The organism is Sphingopyxis chilensis, assembly GCF_035930445.1.
In the GTDB taxonomy this organism is placed as follows: Bacteria; Pseudomonadota; Alphaproteobacteria; order Sphingomonadales; family Sphingomonadaceae; genus Sphingopyxis; species Sphingopyxis chilensis.
This window is the reverse complement of record NZ_CP142394.1, coordinates 3,333,937-3,352,379: the sequence shown is the minus strand read 5'-3', so window position 1 is coordinate 3,352,379 and position 18,443 is coordinate 3,333,937. Positions and strand designations below refer to the sequence as shown.

The window sequence follows — 18,443 nt, the reverse complement described above, 5'->3', positions numbered from 1 at the left end:
CCGCACCGGGCCCCGGCTTTCGCCGGGGTGCAGGACCGGCCGATAACCAGCCCAGAGCCGACTCTGGAGCCTAGGCCGAAGCCAGCGCCGCCTTAACCGGACGCCGCGCCGCCTTCGGCCGCCTGAACCAGAAGGTCCACACCGCAAGGCTGCCAAGCAGCGTCAGTGAGAGTCCCGAAACCGTCAGCACGCTGCGCCACGCCCAGCCGCCGACCTTCGACGCGTGGATCGGGAAAGCCATGTTGAACGCTTGCGCTCCGGGGGCGAGCGTCAGCGCGTCGCGCGTGGCCAGCACTTCACCCGTTGCGGCATCGAACGCCAGCGTGGTGCGCCCGTTGGGCAGCCATTCGGCGGGCTGCTTCATCCGCAGGCTGATCGGGTCGCCGGGTTTGCGCGGCAGGCTCAGGATGCGGAATTCGGCGTCGGGAAAGCGGCGGCGCGCTTCGGTCAGCATCGCGGTATAGTCGGGCTTTTCGGCGAGCGGGCCGCCCTTGTATTTCGGCGGATCGAGCGCCTTCGCGGTCTCGGCGACCGGGCCGAAGGGCGCGACGACCGCTAAGGCGAAGGGGCGGAAGATCATCATCGTGCCGGTGACGATCGAGATCAGCAGCAACGGCGCGACGACGATGCCGAGGTCGCGGTGGTGCATGACGATCGCGGGGCGGCTCATCCGCTTGGGCCAGAGGCGGAGCTGGAAGGTCTTGCGCGTCCGCCACCAGAGAATGGCGCCGCTGACGACGAAAAAAAGCCCGCTGAGCCCCGCAATTCCGATTGCCCATTCGCCGCTGTCACCAGCGAAGAGATGGTGGTGGAAGTCGAAGATCCAGAGTTCGGGCCGCTCCCACTGGCTCGCCCATCGCGTGACGATCTCGCCCGACTGGCTGGCATAGGCGCCGGCGCCTTCAGTGAAGCGCAGCTGATGCAGCCCGAAGCGTTCGTCGGCATAGATGATGCCTTGCGCGCCCGGTGCCGCCATCAGCCGCTCGGTGGTCGCGGCGACCGTGGCGAGGTCGCCGCGCAGCGGATCGCTGGTTCCCGGCACGCCGATCCATAGATGCTCGTAAAGCAGGATCGTGCCCGACAGGCCGAGTAGCGCGAGCACGAGGCCGATCAGGCCCCCCGTCCAGCGGTGCAGCGTGTCGAGCAGCTTGATCATGGGATCGCCGTTTCAGAACCGTCGTCATTGCGAGCGGAGCGAAGCAATCCAGGGCGGTTTTGCGCCGCTCTGGATTGCCACGGGCCTTTGGCCCTCGCAATGACGGGTTCGGACGGCAAGGCCATAGTCAGAAACGGTAGTCCCACCCCAGCGTGAAGCTGCGCCCGCGGCCCGCGAAGTTGAAGAAATTGTCGGTCGGGCGCTGGGTGTCGCTCGCGTAGCTGATATATTGTTTGTCGAACAGGTTCGACACCGCGAGGCTGACCCCGCCGAGGCCGGTCTGGTAGCGGACGATCGCGTCGGTCAGATTATAGCCCTCGAAATCGTTGCGCGCGTCGCGGTTCGGGCCGCGGAAGGTTCGCGCCAGATAGAATTGCGTCTGCACCCGCGCCGAGAAAGGACCGTTGGCATAGGCCGCGGCAAGGTTCAGCCGGTCGGGCGAGATATTCGCGCCGTCGAGGTCGGTTTCGACCACGCCGTCCTCGTCCTCGTCGAACTGGCCGATGATATGCGCATAGCCCGCCGACAGCGTCAGTCCGTCGACCGGCATCCTGACCGCAAGGTTGATTTCGAGCCCCTCGATCTCGACGCGCTGGCGCAGCACCTCGAAAATGCCGTCGGGCCGCGCGATGAGCAGCTGGCCCTTCTTGCTCGACGACCAGAAATAGGTCGCGCTGGCATCGAGCGGGCCGCGCTTCACCTCGACCCCCAGTTCGCGATTGTTCGAGACGATCGGCGAGATGTCGAGGAAATTGTCGATGTCGGTCCCCGCCGTGCGCACCGCGCGCGTGATGCGGCCGACGTCGGGGACGGTGTAGCCTTCGGCATAGCTCGCATAGGCGCGGATGCCGGGGACGGGCTCGACGATGACGCCGCCGTTGAGCAACACATCGTCGAAGGTCGGGCTGCCGCCCGACACAAAGGTGCTGCCCGACGAGGCGAGCGTCGTATAATCGTCGATCGTGATCTTTACATTTTCATAGCGCACGCCGCCCGCGAGCCGGACGAGACCGCCCGCCAGCTCGAGGTTCGCCTGGCCGAAGGGCGCGAGGCTGCGAAAATCGGTCGGCGGCACCCAGACGCGGTCGGTGGCGATCAGCCGCTGCTCGGTCGAATCCCACAGCGCGTCGAAACCCGCGATCAGCGTCAGCGCCTCCAGCCCCGGCACCGCGCGTTCGTAGCTGAGCTTGCCGCCATATTTGCGGCTGCGGTTCTGCGACTGGTCGAACAGCGTGCCGACGGGTGCGATCGATGCGTCCTGAAAGGTCGCGATCGGGTTGGGTTCGCCGCCGAAGGTGTCGCGGCTGCGGTTCCAGAAGATCTGGCTGATGAAATTGCCGCCGCCGAGGTCGGTGTCGGTCAGCGATAGCGCGAGACTTTCGGTGCGTCCCGTCGCGGGGACGCCCGGCGGGGTGCCGGGCTCGGCGCTCGTCGGCAGGCCGCCGAGCTTGTCGCCCGCGACCGCGGCATAATCGCCGTCGCCTTCGAGCTCGAAGCGGCTGGCGATCAGGTCGAGCCGCATCGTGTCGGTGACGGCGTAACCGAAGCGGCCGAACAGCGAGAGCGTCTCCGAATCCTGCGTTTCGCCCTGCGTCAGATTGATCCCGACGCGCCGGCCCTCGCCGTCGAAAAAGACGCCGCGGCGTTCCCATGCCGCGCCGACCGACGCGTCGAAGCGCCCCGCCTTATACTGGACGAGGCCCGCGACCTTGCCGCCCATGCCTTCGTCGGAAAGATCATTGTCGGCGGTCGCCTGCAGCAGCGCGCGGCCCGACACGCCCTCTTCGGTGGGCGCGCCGACGGTCACCTGGTTGACGATGCCGCCGGTGCCGCCGATCCCTTGCAAGGCGTTCGACCCGAAGATCAGCTCGACACGATCGACGAAAAAACCGTCGATCGTGAAGCCGTCGCGGCTGCCGTCGCGCAGCGGGGTCGATTGCGGGATGCCGTTGATCGCATAGAGCGGCGAGCGCCCGCGCAGCGTCTCGCCCGCGCCCGAGAGTTTCTGCCGCGTCGGCGAAAAGCTGGGCGAGAGCGTCGCGACCGCATCGGTGACCGATCCCGAAATCGCGATCTGCTGGTCGAGCGCATCCTTGTCGATAATATCGATCGTCAGCGGCAGCGCATTCGGCGGCAATATGGTGCGCGCGGCGGTGACGATGATCGTCTCACCGCCTCCGGTCCCGTCGGCGGCGGGCGCACCGTCCTGCGCAAGGGCGGGGGTGGACAGCGCGGTGCAGGCGAGCGCGGCGACGGTCATTTTGCGGTTCATTCGGGACTCCTGTTTCGGAGCGCGCGCTAGTGCGACACATTCTCAAAAGCAAGAAGAAAGACCGCTGCTATCGAACATGGGAGAGGGGACAGGCTCGCCAAAGCGCGCTATCATCTTCGCGATGCGGGAAAAGGAACTACGCTTCGCCCTGATTTGCTACGGCGGCATCAGCCTTGCCGTCTATATGCACGGCATCACCAAGGAGATCTGGCGGCTCGCCGCCGCATCGCGCGCCTTTCACGACCGCGAGGCGATTGCGGGGTCGGGCGGCGTCTATCGCGACCTGCTCGCCGCGATCGCCGACCGGGCCAATATCAAGCTGCGCGTCCTTCCCGACATTGTCGCGGGGGCGAGCGCGGGCGGGATCAACGGCATCTTTCTGGCGCGCGGGCTGGTGACGGGCAAATCGCTCGATCCGCTGACCGAACTCTGGCTGAAGGATGCCGACGTCGACAGCCTGCTCGATCCCGATGCGCGGCCCTTGTCGGCGATGACGAAATTCTGGGCGGTGCCGCTCGCCGGCTGGGCGATGAAACGCCGCGGCAACGCCATCGACCGCACGGTGGGAGAAGGTGCGCAGGACGAGGTGCGGGCGAAGCTGTCGCGTTTCGTGCGCGCGCGCTGGTTCGAGCCGCCCTTCGGCGGGGAGACCTTCACCAACCTGCTCCTCGACGCCTTCGACGCGATGGATGCGGGGGCCCATGGCCCGCCACTGGTCCCCGCCGCGCAGCCGGTCGACCTGATCGTATCGGTGACCGACTTCGCCGGGCACAAGGAGCAGCTGACGCTCAACAGCCCGCCGCGCGTGACCGAACAGGAGCATCGGCTGGTCATGCAATTCCGGCAGGATGGCCGCGCGGGCAAGCGGCTCGACGATGTGCCCGGCCTCGTCGCCGCAGCGCGCGCGACCGCGAGCTTTCCGGGCGCCTTTCCGCCCTTCACGCTGCGCGAGCTCGATTCGGCGCTCGAAAAGCGTGGCTCCGGCTGGCCCGGCCGCGACGCCTTCATGCGCGCGCAGTTGCCGCGCGTACCCGACAGCGACCCCGCCGACCGCGTGCTGATCGATGGCTCGGTGCTGGCGAACGCGCCCTTTCGCCCGGCGATCGCCGCCTTGAAACAGCGCCCGGCGCGGCGCGAGATCGACCGCCGCTTCATCTATATCGACCCCAAGCCCGATTATAAGTCGATCAGCATTGGCAAGCCGGGCGAGCCCGGCGAGGACGGGCAACTGCCGGGCTTCCTGCCGACGATCCTGGGTTCGCTGTCGGCGATCCCGCGCGAACAGCCGATCCGCGAGAGCATCGAGATGATCGAGGGCATGTCGCGGCGCATCCGCCGCATGCAGCACATCATCGACGCGATGAAGGTCGAGGTCGAGGAACAGGTCGCGGCGCTGTTCGGCACGACCTTCTTCCTCGACACGCCGACCCCGGTGCGGCTCGCGAAATGGAGGGCCAAGGCGCAGGACCAGGCGGCGGCGCGCGCGGGCTTCGCCTTTGCGCCCTATGGGCATCTCAAGCTGTCGGCGGTGATCGACGAGATAGCGAACATCGTCGACCGGCTCGTCCCGCCCGAGGGGCCGGTGCATGTGATCAACCGCCGCATCGCGATGTGGACCGAGGCGCGCGCGCGCGGGCTCGACCGGATTTCGGGCAAGAAGGGCGCGGGCGCGAGCAGCGATGCGATCGAGTTTTTCCGCACCCACGACCTCGGATTCCGCATTCGCCGCCTGCGCTTCCTCGCGCGCGAACTCGATGCGTCGGTCGAGGCGACGCGCGAGCGGCGCGACCCGGTGTGCGAGGAAATGCGCGAGACGATCTTCGCCGCGCTCGGCCAGTATCTCGAGCGCGAAGGCGACGCGTGGCTCGCCGACCTCGACGTGCCCGCCGACACTGCGCCGGGCGAATGGATCGACGCGATCGCCGCGCGCCGCGACCTTGTCGCGCTCGATGCGGCGACCGACGAGGTGATCGCGGCGGCGCTCGCGAAGCTTCCCAAGGACGACCGGCGCACGATGCTGTTCGCCTATCTGGGCTATCCCTTTTACGACATCGCGACCTTGCCGCTGCTCCAGGGCGAGGGGTTCGACGAATTCGACCCGATCAAGATCGACCGCATCTCGCCGTCGGACGCGACCGCGATCCGCACCGGCGGCGCGGCGGCGATGCTCAAGGGCGTCGAGTTCAACAGCTTCGGCGCCTTTTTCAGCCGCGCCTACCGCGAGAATGACTATCTGTGGGGGCGTCTCCACGGCGCCGACCGGCTGATCGACATCGTCGCAAGCAGCGTGACGGGCGACGGTGCGATGGCGGCGGAAGAGCTGAAGGCGATCAAGCGCCGCGCCTTCCATGCGATCCTCGACGAGGAGGAAGGGCGGTTGCCGAAGGTGAGGGCGCTGATCGACGAGCTGCGGATGGAGATCGGGGCATCGGGAACCGAATCCCGCGAACGAAATTCAGATCGATGACCAAGATTTCATTGCTATGTACCGCGCCCTGTTTGGCTTTGCTGTCGGGTTGCAGTGAAGCCGACCAATGCAGCGGCTTTCCAACAAAACTCGACGAACCCGTTGCCAGAATATATGCGCTTCCAAACGCCGAGCAGAACATTTCCGCCGTGTCGTATGCGGAAAATCTGATAGAATCCTGCTATCCAAAATCGTCTTACGCCATTCGGGGTTACCGGATGATCCAGCGCGATACGAAAAAGCTGAACGACGACGAGTATATTCTGACTTACGCGTTTGACGGTATTTCCGACATACGGATTGCATTCCGGATAAACGGCAAAGGCCGCATCGCCAGCGTGTTTGAGGTCAGCACTCTCTAGTGATCGCAAGGACGGCCGATCAATCGGTCAGATCGTCCCACATTTCCTTGATGCGGCCGAAAAAGCCCTGGCTCGCGGGGCATTCCTCGCCCGTCTCGGTCTCGCGGAATTCGCAGAGCAATTCCTTCTGCCGTGCGGACAGCCGGGTCGGTGTCTCGACGTCGATCTGGACGACGAGGTCGCCGTGCCCGCGGCCGTTCAATACCGGCATGCCGGCGCCGCGCTGGCGCAGCTGCTTGCCCGACTGGATCCCGGCGGGGATGGCGATGTCGTGCATCCGGCCGTCGAGGCCGGGGATGCCGATCTCGCCGCCAAGCGCCGCGGTGGTGAAGCTGATCGGCGCGCGCGTGAAAAGCGTCGTGCCCTCGCGCTCGAACACCTTGTGCCGCGCCATGTGGAGGAAGATGTAGAGGTCGCCCGGCGCCGCGCCGCGCGCGCCGCTTTCGCCTTCGCCCGACAGGCGGATGCGCGTGCCATCGTCGACCCCGGCGGGGATGTTGACGGTCAGCGTCTTGCGGCGATCGACGCGGCCTTCGCCGTGGCATGAATTGCACGGGTCGGCGATGACCTCGCCCGCGCCCTGACAGGTCGGGCAGGTACGCTCGACCATGAAGAATCCCTGCTGCGCGCGCACCTTGCCGTGGCCGGCGCAGGTCGAGCAGCGGTTGGTATGGGTGCCGGGCTTCGCGCCCGATCCGTCGCACGTTTCGCAGCGCGCCGCGACGTCGACCTGGATCTCGCGCGTCACGCCGGTGAAGGCGTCCTCGAGCCGGATTTCCATGTCGTAGCGCAGGTCGGCGCCGCGCGCGGGGCCGCGCTGCTGGCGGCCGCCACCAAAGGCCGAGCCGAAGATCGATTCGAAAATATCGCCGATGTCGCCGAAGTCGGCGCCATTGCCGCCGCCGAAGCCGCCCGCGCCGCCGTTGACGCCCGCCTTGCCGAAGCGGTCGTAAGCGGCGCGCTTCTGGGGGTCCTTCAGGCAGTCATAGGCTTCGCTGATCGCCTTGAAGCGCGCTTCGCTGTCGCCGCACCCCGGATTCTTGTCGGGGTGATATTTCATCGCGAGCTTGCGATAGCTCGCCTTCAGCGCCGCATCGTCGGCGGTGCGTTCGACTTCCAGCAGTTCGTAATAATCGATGTCGAGTGACATAGGTATCGGCCCCTAGCCTCGCTTCCCATATCCGCCCGCCCTGAGCCTGTCGAAGGGCCGTTCTTCCTTGAAAGAAGAAGGGCGGTGCTTCGACAAGCTCAGCACGAGCGGCATGAGAGGTCGGCCCCTTACTTCTTGTCGTCTTCGACTTCCGAGAATTCGGCATCGACGACATCTTCGTCGGTCTTCGCCGTATCGGCTTCGTCGGCGCCGGGGGACGCGGCCGACTGCTGCTCCTTCTCGTAGATCGCCTGGCCGAGCTTCATCGCGACCTGCGCGAGCGCGCCGGCCTTTTCGGTCATCGCGGCGGCGTCGCCGCCTTCGACCGCGGTCTTGGCTTCGGCGATCGCGGCTTCGATCTCGGACTTCAGCGCCGCATCGACCTTGTCGCCATGTTCGGCGATCTGGCGTTCGGTCGAGTGGATCAGGCTTTCGGCGTTGTTCTTCGCCTCGGCCGCCTCGCGGCGCGTCTTGTCCTCTTCGGCGAACTGCTCGGCGTCCTTGACCATCTGGTCGATGTCCGCGTCGCTGAGGCCGCCCGAGGCCTGGATCTTGATCTGCTGTTCCTTGCCGGTGCCCTTGTCCTTGGCGTGGACCGACACGATGCCGTTGGCGTCGATGTCGAAGGTCACCTCGATCTGCGGCACGCCGCGCGGCGCCGGCGGGATGCCGACCAGGTCGAACTGGCCGAGGATCTTGTTGTCCTGCGCCATTTCGCGCTCGCCCTGGAACACGCGGATCGTCACCGCCGACTGATTGTCGTCAGCGGTCGAATAGACCTGCGACTTCTTGGTCGGGATCGTCGTGTTGCGGTCGATCATCTTGGTCATGATGCCGCCCAGCGTCTCGATGCCCAGCGAGAGCGGGGTCACGTCGAGCAGCAGCACGTCCTTGACGTCGCCCTGCAGCACGCCCGCCTGGATCGCGGCGCCGATCGCGACGACTTCGTCGGGGTTCACGCCGGTGTGCGGTTCCTTGCCGAAGAAATCCTTCACGACCTCGCGCACGCGCGGCATGCGCGTCATGCCGCCGACCAGCACGACTTCGTCGATTTCGCTCGCCGAGACGCCGGCGTCCTTGATCGCCTTCTTGCACGGTTCAAGCGTACGCTTGACCAGCTCTTCGACAAGGCGTTCGAGGTCCGAGCGGGTGATCGTCTTGACGAGGTGCTTCGGTCCGTTGGCGTCGGCGGTGATGAAGGGCAGGTTGACCTCGGTCGTCGCGGCCGACGACAGCTCGATCTTCGCCTTTTCGGCGGCTTCCTTCAGCCGCTGGAGCGCGAGCTTGTCGCTGCGCAGGTCGATGCCTTCGTCCTTCTTGAAGCCGTCGGCGAGATATTCGACGATCTTGCTGTCGAAATCCTCGCCGCCGAGGAAGGTGTCGCCGTTGGTCGACTTCACCTCGAACACGCCGTCGCCCACCTCGAGGATCGAGATGTCGAAAGTACCGCCGCCAAGGTCATAGACGGCGATCGTCTTGTTCTCGGTCTTGTCGAGGCCATAGGCGAGCGCGGCCGCGGTCGGCTCGTTGATGATGCGCAGCACTTCGAGGCCCGCGATCTTGCCGGCGTCCTTGGTCGCCTGGCGCTGCGCGTCGTTGAAGTAGGCGGGAACGGTGATCACCGCCTGCGTCACGGTTTCGCCCAGGTAGCTCTCGGCGGTTTCCTTCATCTTCTGCAGGATGAAGGCGCTGATCTGCGACGGCGAATAATCCTCGCCGCCCGCCTTGACCCACGCGTCGCCGTTGCTGCCCTTGACGATGGTGTAGGGGACGAGTTCCATGTCCTTCTTGGTCATGGGATCGTCGAAGCGGCGGCCGATCAGGCGCTTCACCGCAAAGATCGTGTTTTCGGGGTTGGTGACGGCCTGGCGCTTCGCCGGCTGGCCGATCAGGCGCTCGCCATCCTTTGCAAAGGCGACGATCGACGGGGTCGTGCGCGTGCCTTCGACATTTTCGATAACCTTGGGTTTTCCGCCTTCCATCACCGCGACACAGCTGTTCGTGGTGCCGAGGTCGATCCCGATCACTTTGGCCATTGGTATTACGTCCTTGTTGCTTCTTCCGGCGCCCTGAAAAGGCACGCCGTCCATGGGTTACATGGGCGCGATATAGGTGCGCTAATCCTTGGCACAAGGGCTTTCAGGGCTTATCGAGGATGCGAATTTGTCGCGCTTTTACGGAGTCCTCCCAAAATGAAACCCTTCGCCTCGAGTCTCTTTGGCGCCGCCCTTGCCGCCGCCGCGCTCAGCCTGACCGGCTGCGGCGAAAATCTGGGTGCGGGGCAGCCGCTCAATGTGGTCAGCGGCCATATCGTGATGGGAGCGACGCCCGACCGGCCCGCGGTCGGCTATTTCCGCGTCGAGGGCGGCCCGCGCGACGTCGAGCTGGTCGCGGTGACCAGCGACCTCGCGCAGCGCGTCGAGATGCACGAGTCGGTGCGCGAGAACAATGTCACGACGATGAAGCCGCTTCTGCGCGCTCCGGTCCCCGCCAAGGGCGAGCTGGTGTTCAAGCAGGGCGGCAAGCATCTGATGATATGGGGCATCAACGGCGCCGCGGTGCGCGCGGGCAAGCTGCCGATGGCGTTCGTCTTCACCAACAACAACAATGAACGCATCCTTTTCGACATGGTGATCAAGCCGGCGGAAGGCGGCGCTGAAGCGGCCGGTCATGGCGCGATGGACCATGGCACCGAAAAGGCGGCACCAGGCACGAAGAAATAAGGTGCTGTCCAGCACTTCGTCATTGCGAGCGGAGCGAAGCAATCCAGAGCGGCTTGCGCCACGCTGGATTGCCGCGTCGCTGCGCTCCTCGCAATGACGGGGTTTTGATGCCGCGTCCGTCGCGCCCCCTGACCCCCGGCGAAATCGCGCTCGCCCGGACGGTATTCGGCGATGCGATCGCCTATGACCGGGTGCGGGTGAACCACCATAAGTGGATATTCTTCCAGCCGCGCCACATCGTCATGGCGCCGATGGGCAGCCTGCATTTCAACCCGCATGGCGAGCTTTATTGCGACGATTTCAGCGCCGCGTCGCAGCGACTGCAGGGCCTGTTCATCCACGAAATGACGCATGTGTGGCAGGCGCAGACGCGCGGCCGCTGGTATCTCGTGCTGATGCGCCATCCGTTCGCGACCTACAGCTACAGCCTGAAACCCGGCTGGCTGCTCGAACGCTATGGGCTGGAGCAGCAAGCCGAGATCGTGCGTCATTACTGGCTGCTGACGCGGGGCATGGTCGTCGGCGGCGCGCCGGGGGTCGAGGCGTATCGGGCGATATTGCCGGCTTCGTGGCGCGCGGCGCGATAGTCCGCAATAAATAGCGGCTAGCCAGACGGGTCGCGTTCGTCCTATGTTCCTTTCATGGATGGAAGCTCGCTCGTCGTCGCCCTTGTTGCCCTCGCCATCGGCGCGCTGATCGGCTGGCTTTTCGCCGGTCGGCAGTCGGGCGGGCTGAAGGCCGAGCGCGATGGCCTCGCCGAGCGGTTCAGGAGCGCGGTCACCGACCTCGCGGCCGAGGCCGAGGCGCGCAAGGCGGCCGATATCCAGCTCGCCGCGCTCCTCAGCGAACAGAAGGCGCGCGATGCGGCGCATGACGCGCAGATCGCGCAGCTCAAGGACGCGCAGGCCGCGCTCACCGCACAATTCCGCGAGGTCGGGCAGGTGATGCTCGACGGCGCGCAAAAGGCGTTCCTCGAACGCGCGGAGCAGCGCTTCAAGCAGAGCGAAGAGACAGCGGGGCAAAAGCTTTCTGCGCTGCTCAATCCGGTCCACGAGCGATTGCAAAAATATGAGGAAGCGGTCGGCAAGGTCGAGGCCGAGCGCCGCGATGCCTTCGGCCTGCTCCACGGCCAGATCGCCGCGATGCGCGAGGGGACCGAGCGCGTGTCGAGCGAGGCGGCGAAGCTCGTCAATGCGCTGCGCAACGCGCCCAAGGCGCGCGGGCGCTGGGGCGAACAGCAGCTTAAAAATGTCCTCGAAAGCTGCGGATTGTCCGAACATGCCGATTTTCAGACAGAGGTGAGCGTGACCGACGGCGACGGCGGGCGGCTGCGTCCCGACGTCGTCGTGAAGGTGCCGGGCGGACAGAGTCTCGTCATCGATGCGAAAGTGTCGCTCAACGCCTATCAGGATGCGTTCGGCGCGGTCGACGAAAACGAGAAGGTCGCGCATCTCGCCGCGCATGCCGCGGCGATGCGCGCGCACGTCAACACGCTCGGCGCCAAAAGCTATTGGAACCAGTTCGAGGACACGCCCGACTTCGTGGTGATGTTCGTCCCCGGCGAGCATTTCCTCGCCGCCGCGCTCGATCAGGATCATGAGCTTTGGGACTATGCGTTCGAGCGCAAGGTGTTGCTCGCGACCCCGACGAACCTGATCGCGATCGCGCGCACGGTCGCGGCGGTGTGGCGGCAGGAAAAGCTCGCGGGGCAGGCGCGCGAGATCGCGGCGCTGGGCAAGGAGCTTTATGCGCGTATGTCGGTGATGGGCTCGCACATCGCGCGCGTCGGCAAGAATCTCGATCAGGCGACGGGCGCCTATAACGCCTTCGTCGGCAGCTTCGAATCGCAGGTGTTGACGCAGGCCAAGCGTTTCGAGGCGCTCGATATCGAGACCGGCGGCAAGGAAATTCCCGCGCTTCCCGTCGCCGAACAGGCGGCGCGCCCGCTCGCGAAGCTGGCTCCGGCGGCGCCCGCGGCGGTGAACGACGGCGAATAGGCCCTATCGAGTTCGGGGCTCTGCGAGTTTTATATCACCCGCTTCAGCACGGCGGTCTGCCCGTCGATCCCCGTCAGGATCAGCGTCCCATCGGTCGGGAAGGCCAGGCTCACGGGGCCGCGCATCAGCGCGAAGAAGGCGCTTTCCTGCGTCATGCCCGCGCCGGGGCACGCCATCCTGGTCGCCATCAGCGACCCTGCGGTCAGCGTGCGGTCGGCGACCGAATAGCCGCCCGAAAAGCGGTTGCAGCCCGCGCTGCCGCTCAGCCGCTCGGCTTCGAAGGTGAGCGCGGTCGGGCGATCGGCGGCGACGGGCGCCCCGCCGATCGACACGAAGGTCCAGTTGGTCCCCGCGAGCTCGGTCGGCGGCAATATCCCGCCGCCGCATCCTTTCACCGTCTTGCCGTCGGCGGTCACCGTCACCGTGTCGGCGTAACGGCGATCGCTCATCCCGTCGCTGCATTCGCCGCGCATGACTTCGACCTTCAGCCGATCGGTCACATAATGTTCGCCGTTCGTGACGGCGCGTGCGCCGGGGTTGGGGGCCATGATCTTGGTCTCGCCATAGTCGCCGTCGTAATTGAGCCGCGACGGCGTGATCTCGAGCGTCCAGCCGGGCTCGGTGCCAAGCGCCATATAGGCAGCAGGTTGCGCGCCGGGGCCTTGCGGCGGCGTTTCGGCGGCGGGTGCGCAGGCGGCGAGGGCGACAAGCACAACCAAGGGCAGAAAGCGGATCATCGAACGGCCTTTCTTCATCGTCATCCCGGACTTGATCCGGGATCCATTCGGCGTCTGCTTGTCAGCCGAAGGAAGAATGGATGCTGAATCAAGTTCAGCATGACGAAGCCTATACCGTTTCGGCGGTGGAAACTACCGCCTCCGCTGGTTCAGCACCTCATAGGCCATCACCGCGGTCGCGACCGCGGCGTTGAGGCTGTCGGCCTTGCCCAGCATCGGCATCTTGACGCGGACGTCGGCCGCCGCGGCATATTCGGACGGCAGGCCCTGTGATTCATTGCCGGTGAGGATGAAGGTCGGCGCGGCATAGCGCACCGACTGATAGTCCTGCGTATCCTCGCCGAGCCAGGTCGCGACGAGCTGGCCGGGGCCTTGGCGGAGCCAGGGGAGGAATTCTTCCCAGCGCGCGACCACCAGCTTCTGCGTGAAGATCGCGCCCATGCTCGCGCGCACCGCCTCGACCGCATAGGGGTCGGTGCTGTCATCGAGCAGAATCAGCCCGCCCGCGCCGACCGCGTCGCCGGTGCGCAGCATCGTGCCGAGATTGCCCGGATCGCGCAGCCGCTCGGCGACCAGCCAGATCGGCGCGGCATCGCGGTCGAGATCGGCGAGGGTCGTTTCGGGTTCGGCGTAGATGCCGACAACCGTCTGCGGATTATCCTTGCCCGACAATTTGGAGAGGATCGCCGGCGACGTATCGACCACCTCGCCGCCCGCCGCCATCGTATCGGCAGCGAGCGCCTTCGCAAGCGGATGCGCGTCGCCATCGGGGCCGAGGAACAGCCAGCGCGGCAGCACGCCCGCCTCGCGCGCCTCTGTGGCGATGCGCAGTCCTTCGGCGAGGAACAGGCCCTCGGCGCGGCGATGGCGCTTCTCGCGCAGCAGCCGCATCCGCTTGACCAGCGGGTTCGACAGGCTTTCGATTTGGGAACGGCGACCGCTCGCCATGGGCTCAATCCTCGCCGAAGCTGTCCTTGACGAGCCCGACCAGCTTCAGCAGCGCGGCGTCGGCGCCGTCGCCCCTGGTATGGATGGTGATCGAATCGCCCTTCGCGGCGCCGAGCATCATCAGCCCCATGATCGACGTGCCGTTGACGCGGCTGCCGCCCTTTTCGACCTCGACCGACACGCTTTCGGGCAGGCGGCTGACAAAGGTCACGAATTTGGCGCTCGCGCGCGCATGCAGGCCGCGCTGGTTGGTGATTTCGACGGTTTCGGAAATCTCGCTCATGGTCCCACTCCCAGCATTTCCGACGCGACCGAAATATATTTCTGGCCGGCTTCTTTCGCCGCGATCACCGCGGCGCGCAATTCCATCGTCTTGCGCGCGCTTTCGAGGCGGATCAGCATCGGCAGGTTGACGCCCGCGATCACTTCGGTGCGACCCGATTCGAGCAGGCTGATCGCGAGGTTCGAGGGCGTGCCGCCGAACAGGTCGGTCAGTATCACGACGCCGCGGCCCTCATCGACGTTGCGAATCGCATCGGCGATTTCCTTGCGCCGCATCTCCATATTGTCGTTGGGGCCGATGCACACGGTGGCGATGGCGCGCTGCGGACCGACGACATGCTCCATCGCGCGCACCATTTCCTCGGCGAGACGGCCGTGGGTGACGAGCACCATTCCCAGGAGCGGCAGAGCCTTATCGTTCGGCATGCAGTCGTCGACCCTTATATGTTGCCGCCGGATGCGGGAGAAGCGGGCGGGGGCTTGCCCTCAAGCCCATCTTGCGGGGCGGAGTCAAGATTGCGGTGGGTCAGCGTTGGCTCATATCCGGACTCGCGTAGCCTTCGGGCAACACGCGCCGCGACATGGACCGAGCGGTGGCGCCCGCCGGTGCAGCCAAAGGCAATGGTGACATAGCTTTTGCCCTCGGCGCGGTAGCGCGGCAGCAGCGTCAGGATCAGCCGCTCGATCTGCGATACGCTGTCCTCATAGGCGGGGTCGGCGATCACATAGGCGGCAACATCGGCATCGAGTCCGGTGCCGGGCTTGAGCTTCGGATCCCAATGCGGGTTGCGCAGGTAGCGCATGTCGAACACCAGGTCGGCGTTGCGGGGCAGGCCGCGCGCAAAGCCGAAGCTCATGACGTTGAGCACCGGCTCGCCTTCTTCCGCGTCGCCGAAGCGCTGGCGGATTTCCTGTTGCAGGTCGTTGCTGCTGTAGTTGGTCGTGTCGACGACATGCTCGGCCCAGCGGCGGAGCGGCTCCATCATCTCGCGCTCGCGCGCGATCCCGTCGGCGGCGGGGCGGTCCTCGGCCATCGGGTGGCGGCGCCGCGTTTCGGAAAAGCGGCGTTCGAGCTCGGCGCCCGCGCAGTCGAGGAACAAAGTCTGGATGTCGCGGCGGCCGCTCTCGCGCAATTCCTTGATCCGCCGCACGAGCAGCGCGGGACGGAAGCCGCGGCTCCGGCTGTCGATGCCGATCGCGAGCGGGCGCCCCGCCTCGCCGCGCTTGACGGGCGCGTCGATCAGCGTTTCGAGCAGCGCGAGGGGGAGGTTGTCGACGACTTCCCAACCCAGATCCTCGAGCACCTTGAGCACGGTCGACTTGCCCGCGCCCGACAGGCCGGTCACCAGCAGCAAGCGCGATTCGGCGTTCTCGCTCATGCGGCGGGTGCCAGCCGTTCAAGCGCAAGCAGGATCTTGATCGGGGCCGACGCCTCGAATGCCGACAGCAACAGCGCGGGAAGCGGGTGGCCCGCCACCGTCTCGACCTGACCCACCGCGGGCATGCGGTCGTAGCGGTCGGACAGCCGCACCGCGAGCGCGAGCGGCACCGGCGCCGTCCAGGGCCGTTCGATAATCCCGATCCCGCGCACCTCGAGCTTGCCTGCGAGCGTCTCGGGCGGGCGGCACCACAGGCGGCCCCGCTCGAACCAGATATCGCAGCGGTCGTCGGCAACCAGCCTGGCGCCGCGGTCGATCAGCCGCAGCGCGAGGTCCGACTTGCCTTGCCCCGAATTGCCGAGGATCAACACGCCGCCATTGCCCGCGGCGACGCAGCTCGCATGGATATTGACGATTTCGGTTCTGGTCCGGCTCGGAAGCATGGCGCAAGGCTTACCGGCGCCGAAGCGGTGCCGCAAGGCGATAGGATGCGGGGGCGTCAGGCCGCCTCCTGCCCACCCTCGCGCGCCGGCAGCGTGATCAGCAGGCTGGCGCCGGGTTTGCCGTCGTCGCGATCCTTGGCGCTGATCGTCCCGCTGTGCCCCTCGACGATCGTCCGCGCGATCGCGAGGCCGAGGCCGCTGTGGCGGCCGAACGCCTCGCCCGACGGGCGCTCGCTGTGAAAGCGGCGAAAAATGGCGTCGCGCTGCGCGGGCTCGATTCCGGGACCGTCATCGTCGACCTTGACATGCACCTCGTCGCCGAGCCGCGTCGCCGACACGCAGACGAGGCCGTCCGCCGGCGAGAAGCTGATCGCATTGTCGATGACATTGTCGATCGCCCGCTCGAGCCGGTGGCCGTCGCCCATCACCACCGTGGTTCCCTTGCGCGGGCGCGCGAAGGCGACGCGGGGGTGCGGCGCGCCGGCCTCGACGCGCGCGGCGCGCGAGGCGAGCATCGATTCGATCATGATGCCGACATCGACGGGCTCGAACAGCGCACGCGACAGCTGCGCATCGACGCGGCTCGCCTCGCTGATGTCGCTGACCAGCCGGTCGAGGCGCCGGACGTCCTCGTCGGCGATGCGGAGCAGCTGCGCGCGCTGCTCGTCGCTCGTGACGCGGCCCAGCCCCTCGATCGCCGAGCGGACCGAGGCGATCGGGTTCTTGAGCTCGTGCGTCACATCGGCGGCGAAATGCTCGCCCGCGTCGATGCGTTCACGAAGGGCTTGCGTCATGTCCGAAAGCGCGCGCGCGAGCGTGCCGATCTCGTCGCGGCGACTCGGCAGGCGCGGGACGACGACCTCGCGGGCGCGGCCGAGGCGGACGCGCACCGCCGCGCGCGCGAGGCGCCGCAGCGGCCGAACGATCGTGCGCGCGAGGAAGAGCGAGAGCAGCACCGATGTCATCAGCACGACGAGGATGACCACCGCGAGCCGGAAACGTTCGGCGCGCACCGTCCGCGTGATGTCGCGCGCGTTGAGCGTCATCAACACCGTCTGCGGCGTTTCGAGATCGACGACGCGCGCGGCGCTCAGCAGCGGCGTGCGTTCGGGGGCATAGCGGAAGCGGCTCGCCGCGAGGCCGCTCCGCTGTGCGTCGATCACCTCGGGCCACGATTGCGCGCGGTCGACGCGCGGTTCCTCGAAATCGGGATAGCTCGGCGCACCGACGATCCAGTCGATGCCGCGGTCCATCGCGCGCGCCGCATCGCGTTTCCACGGTTGCAGCTCGGGATCGCGCAGCGTGTAGGTCGGTGGCCCGCTTGCGAAGCTGTCGGACAGGCGTCGCCCGTCGGCACCGTAGAAGCGCAGCCGCGATTCGGTCGCCGCGGTGAATTCGCTGATCAGGGTGGCGCGCTGGTCGGGCCGCGCGGCTTCGAGCGCGCTGTCGAGCATGGCGAGCTGGTCCTTCATCACCTCGATGCGCGTGTCGACCAGCCGGCTGCGATAGGTGTCGAGATAATAGAAGCCGCCCGCCAGCAGCGCGACGGCGAGGATGTTGACCGCCAGGATGCGCGTGGTCAGCGACCAGCGCGCCGACCAGACGAGCGGCGATTCCTCCTGCTCGGCGATGCTCGCGTCGGCTTTCAAGTCGTCAGCTTTCATCGGCAAAACGATATCCTGCGCCATAGAGAGTCGCGATCGCGTCGAACTCGGGGTCGACCTCGCGGAACTTGCGGCGCAGACGCTTGATGTGGCTGTCGATCGTGCGGTCGTCGATATAGACGTCGTCCTGATAGGCGGCGTCCATCAACTGGTTGCGGCTGCGCACGATGCCCGGACGCGCCGCGAGCGTTTCGAGGATCAGGAATTCGGTGACGGTCAGCGTGACATCCTTGCCGTCCCACGCGACCTTGTGGCGCGCGGGGTCCATCTGTAGCCGCCCGCGCGTGATCGGTTCGGCGACGGGCTCGTCATCCTCGCTCGGCGCGCTGCGGTTGAGCTCGACGCGGCGCAGGATCGCCCGGATGCGCGCGATGACGAGGCGCTGCGAAAAGGGTTTGGCGATATAATCGTCGGCTCCCATCGCGAGGCCCAACGCCTCGTCGATCTCGTCGTCCTTGCTGGTCAGGAAGATCACGGGCAGCTGGCTTTTCTCGCGCAGGCGGCGGAGCAGTTCGAGTCCGTCCATGCGCGGCATCTTGATGTCGAAGACGGCCAGGTCGGGCGGATTATCGATCAGCGGCTTCAACGCCGCCTCGCCGTCCGAATAGACGCGGGTGACGAAGCCTTCGGCCTGCAGCGCGATGGACAGGGATTGCAGGATATTGCGGTCATCGTCGACCAACGCGATGGTTGCCGTCATGCTCTTTCCGTTGGGCGGGGCTCCGATTGAGCGATTAGCCTATCCGGCGGCCAGCGACAACCGCGCGCGCATTGCCACCGGTTCCCCCCGCCATACGCCCGTCGCACATGCTGCACTGCGCCACGTTAATCTTTTGACCTCCGCCTTTGCCCTCGCTAACGCG

17 protein-coding genes are annotated in these 18,443 nt (G+C 66.5%); 5 read left to right on the top strand and 12 right to left on the bottom strand.

The window, feature by feature from the left end; translation table 11 throughout:
- Positions 1-70: 70 nt before the first annotated feature.
- Together VSX79_RS15690 and VSX79_RS15685 are read right to left on the bottom strand one after the other, a co-directional pair.
- Positions 71-1,153: a PepSY-associated TM helix domain-containing protein gene (locus VSX79_RS15690; RefSeq protein ID WP_326915262.1), complete on the bottom strand. Its 1,083-nt coding sequence runs from the start codon at positions 1,151-1,153 to the stop codon at positions 71-73.
- Between the two features lie 130 nt (positions 1,154-1,283).
- Entirely contained in the window at positions 1,284-3,428 is a 2,145-nt protein-coding gene (locus VSX79_RS15685; protein ID WP_326913809.1) for a TonB-dependent receptor, read from the bottom strand.
- A gap of 121 nt (positions 3,429-3,549) precedes the next feature.
- Here VSX79_RS15685 and VSX79_RS15680 point away from each other — a divergent pair, with 121 nt between their 5' ends.
- Positions 3,550-5,895 (top strand): patatin-like protein, encoded by a 2,346-nt coding sequence (locus VSX79_RS15680; protein ID WP_326913808.1) that lies wholly within the window; start codon positions 3,550-3,552, stop codon positions 5,893-5,895.
- The gene (locus tag VSX79_RS15675) at positions 5,892-6,257 is read left to right on the top strand and encodes a hypothetical protein (protein WP_179493789.1); all 366 of its coding nucleotides are present in this window, start codon (positions 5,892-5,894) and stop codon (positions 6,255-6,257) included. Before VSX79_RS15680 ends, VSX79_RS15675 begins: the two co-directional genes overlap by 4 nt.
- A gap of 19 nt (positions 6,258-6,276) precedes the next feature.
- Here VSX79_RS15675 and dnaJ read toward each other — a convergent pair whose 3' ends face one another.
- On the bottom strand, positions 6,277-7,407 hold the full coding sequence (gene dnaJ / locus VSX79_RS15670) for a molecular chaperone DnaJ (protein ID WP_326913807.1): 1,131 nt from the start codon (positions 7,405-7,407) through the stop codon (positions 6,277-6,279).
- Between the two features lie 128 nt (positions 7,408-7,535).
- Positions 7,536-9,443 (bottom strand): molecular chaperone DnaK, encoded by a 1,908-nt coding sequence (gene dnaK, locus VSX79_RS15665; RefSeq protein ID WP_179493793.1) that lies wholly within the window; start codon positions 9,441-9,443, stop codon positions 7,536-7,538.
- A gap of 156 nt (positions 9,444-9,599) precedes the next feature.
- Here dnaK and VSX79_RS15660 point away from each other — a divergent pair, with 156 nt between their 5' ends.
- The 3 genes from VSX79_RS15660 to VSX79_RS15650 all read left to right on the top strand — a co-directional run bounded on the left by VSX79_RS15660 (position 9,600) and on the right by VSX79_RS15650 (position 12,127).
- Entirely contained in the window at positions 9,600-10,130 is a 531-nt protein-coding gene (locus VSX79_RS15660; RefSeq protein ID WP_179493795.1) for a copper chaperone PCu(A)C, read from the top strand.
- 107 nt (positions 10,131-10,237) lie between these two features.
- Positions 10,238-10,717 carry a vgr related protein gene (locus VSX79_RS15655; protein ID WP_326913806.1) on the top strand — a complete coding sequence of 160 codons (480 nt, stop codon included), beginning with the start codon at positions 10,238-10,240 and terminating at the stop codon, positions 10,715-10,717.
- A 54-nt stretch (positions 10,718-10,771) separates the two neighbouring features.
- A complete protein-coding gene (locus tag VSX79_RS15650; RefSeq protein WP_179493800.1) occupies positions 10,772-12,127 on the top strand; it encodes a DNA recombination protein RmuC in 1,356 nt (451 codons plus the stop codon).
- Between the two features lie 29 nt (positions 12,128-12,156).
- On the opposite strand, the gene VSX79_RS15645 is transcribed toward VSX79_RS15650, so the two are convergent.
- The 8 genes from VSX79_RS15645 to VSX79_RS15610 form a co-directional block, all read right to left on the bottom strand.
- Positions 12,157-12,888, bottom strand: coding sequence for an META domain-containing protein (locus tag VSX79_RS15645; protein WP_326913805.1), 732 nt, complete (start codon positions 12,886-12,888; stop codon positions 12,157-12,159).
- Positions 12,889-12,996: 108 nt separating this feature from the next.
- Positions 12,997-13,812 (bottom strand): TrmH family RNA methyltransferase, encoded by an 816-nt coding sequence (locus VSX79_RS15640; RefSeq protein ID WP_179493802.1) that lies wholly within the window; start codon positions 13,810-13,812, stop codon positions 12,997-12,999.
- Positions 13,813-13,816: 4 nt separating this feature from the next.
- On the bottom strand, positions 13,817-14,095 hold the full coding sequence (locus VSX79_RS15635; RefSeq protein ID WP_179493804.1) for an HPr family phosphocarrier protein: 279 nt from the start codon (positions 14,093-14,095) through the stop codon (positions 13,817-13,819).
- Positions 14,092-14,520: a PTS sugar transporter subunit IIA gene (locus tag VSX79_RS15630; RefSeq protein ID WP_179493807.1), complete on the bottom strand. Its 429-nt coding sequence runs from the start codon at positions 14,518-14,520 to the stop codon at positions 14,092-14,094. Before VSX79_RS15630 ends, VSX79_RS15635 begins: the two co-directional genes overlap by 4 nt.
- A gap of 14 nt (positions 14,521-14,534) precedes the next feature.
- Positions 14,535-15,473: an RNase adapter RapZ gene (gene rapZ, locus VSX79_RS15625; protein WP_179493808.1), complete on the bottom strand. Its 939-nt coding sequence runs from the start codon at positions 15,471-15,473 to the stop codon at positions 14,535-14,537.
- Complete coding sequence (locus VSX79_RS15620; RefSeq protein WP_179493810.1) at positions 15,470-15,916, bottom strand: HPr kinase/phosphorylase; 447 nt, start codon at positions 15,914-15,916, stop codon at positions 15,470-15,472. The genes rapZ and VSX79_RS15620 overlap by 4 nt, the downstream gene beginning before the upstream one ends.
- Positions 15,917-15,972: 56 nt before the next feature.
- Complete coding sequence (locus VSX79_RS15615) at positions 15,973-17,580, bottom strand: sensor histidine kinase (RefSeq protein WP_257018002.1); 1,608 nt, start codon at positions 17,578-17,580, stop codon at positions 15,973-15,975.
- Positions 17,570-18,280: a response regulator transcription factor gene (locus tag VSX79_RS15610; RefSeq protein WP_179493814.1), complete on the bottom strand. Its 711-nt coding sequence runs from the start codon at positions 18,278-18,280 to the stop codon at positions 17,570-17,572. The genes VSX79_RS15615 and VSX79_RS15610 overlap by 11 nt, the downstream gene beginning before the upstream one ends.
- Positions 18,281-18,443 lie beyond the last annotated feature (163 nt).

What these genes read in the sequence shown, in the direction of transcription:
- VSX79_RS15615 (WP_257018002.1), bottom strand. Translation starts at nt 17,580, where the DNA reads ATGAAAGCTGACGACTTGAAAGCCGACGCGAGCATCGCCGAGCAGGAG.
- VSX79_RS15610 (WP_179493814.1), bottom strand. Translation starts at nt 18,280, where the DNA reads ATGACGGCAACCATCGCGTTGGTCGACGATGACCGCAATATCCTGCAA.
- VSX79_RS15655 (WP_326913806.1), top strand. Translation starts at nt 10,238, where the DNA reads ATGCCGCGTCCGTCGCGCCCCCTGACCCCCGGCGAAATCGCGCTCGCC.
- VSX79_RS15630 (WP_179493807.1), bottom strand. Translation starts at nt 14,520, where the DNA reads ATGCCGAACGATAAGGCTCTGCCGCTCCTGGGAATGGTGCTCGTCACC.
- VSX79_RS15660 (WP_179493795.1), top strand. Translation starts at nt 9,600, where the DNA reads ATGAAACCCTTCGCCTCGAGTCTCTTTGGCGCCGCCCTTGCCGCCGCC.
- VSX79_RS15650 (WP_179493800.1), top strand. Translation starts at nt 10,772, where the DNA reads ATGGATGGAAGCTCGCTCGTCGTCGCCCTTGTTGCCCTCGCCATCGGC.
- VSX79_RS15640 (WP_179493802.1), bottom strand. Translation starts at nt 13,812, where the DNA reads ATGGCGAGCGGTCGCCGTTCCCAAATCGAAAGCCTGTCGAACCCGCTG.
- dnaK (WP_179493793.1), bottom strand. Translation starts at nt 9,443, where the DNA reads ATGGCCAAAGTGATCGGGATCGACCTCGGCACCACGAACAGCTGTGTC.
- VSX79_RS15680 (WP_326913808.1), top strand. Translation starts at nt 3,550, where the DNA reads ATGCGGGAAAAGGAACTACGCTTCGCCCTGATTTGCTACGGCGGCATC.
- VSX79_RS15645 (WP_326913805.1), bottom strand. Translation starts at nt 12,888, where the DNA reads ATGACGATGAAGAAAGGCCGTTCGATGATCCGCTTTCTGCCCTTGGTT.
- VSX79_RS15685 (WP_326913809.1), bottom strand. Translation starts at nt 3,428, where the DNA reads ATGAACCGCAAAATGACCGTCGCCGCGCTCGCCTGCACCGCGCTGTCC.
- rapZ (WP_179493808.1), bottom strand. Translation starts at nt 15,473, where the DNA reads ATGAGCGAGAACGCCGAATCGCGCTTGCTGCTGGTGACCGGCCTGTCG.
- dnaJ (WP_326913807.1), bottom strand. Translation starts at nt 7,407, where the DNA reads ATGTCACTCGACATCGATTATTACGAACTGCTGGAAGTCGAACGCACC.
- VSX79_RS15635 (WP_179493804.1), bottom strand. Translation starts at nt 14,095, where the DNA reads ATGAGCGAGATTTCCGAAACCGTCGAAATCACCAACCAGCGCGGCCTG.
- VSX79_RS15620 (WP_179493810.1), bottom strand. Translation starts at nt 15,916, where the DNA reads ATGCTTCCGAGCCGGACCAGAACCGAAATCGTCAATATCCATGCGAGC.
- VSX79_RS15675 (WP_179493789.1), top strand. Translation starts at nt 5,892, where the DNA reads ATGACCAAGATTTCATTGCTATGTACCGCGCCCTGTTTGGCTTTGCTG.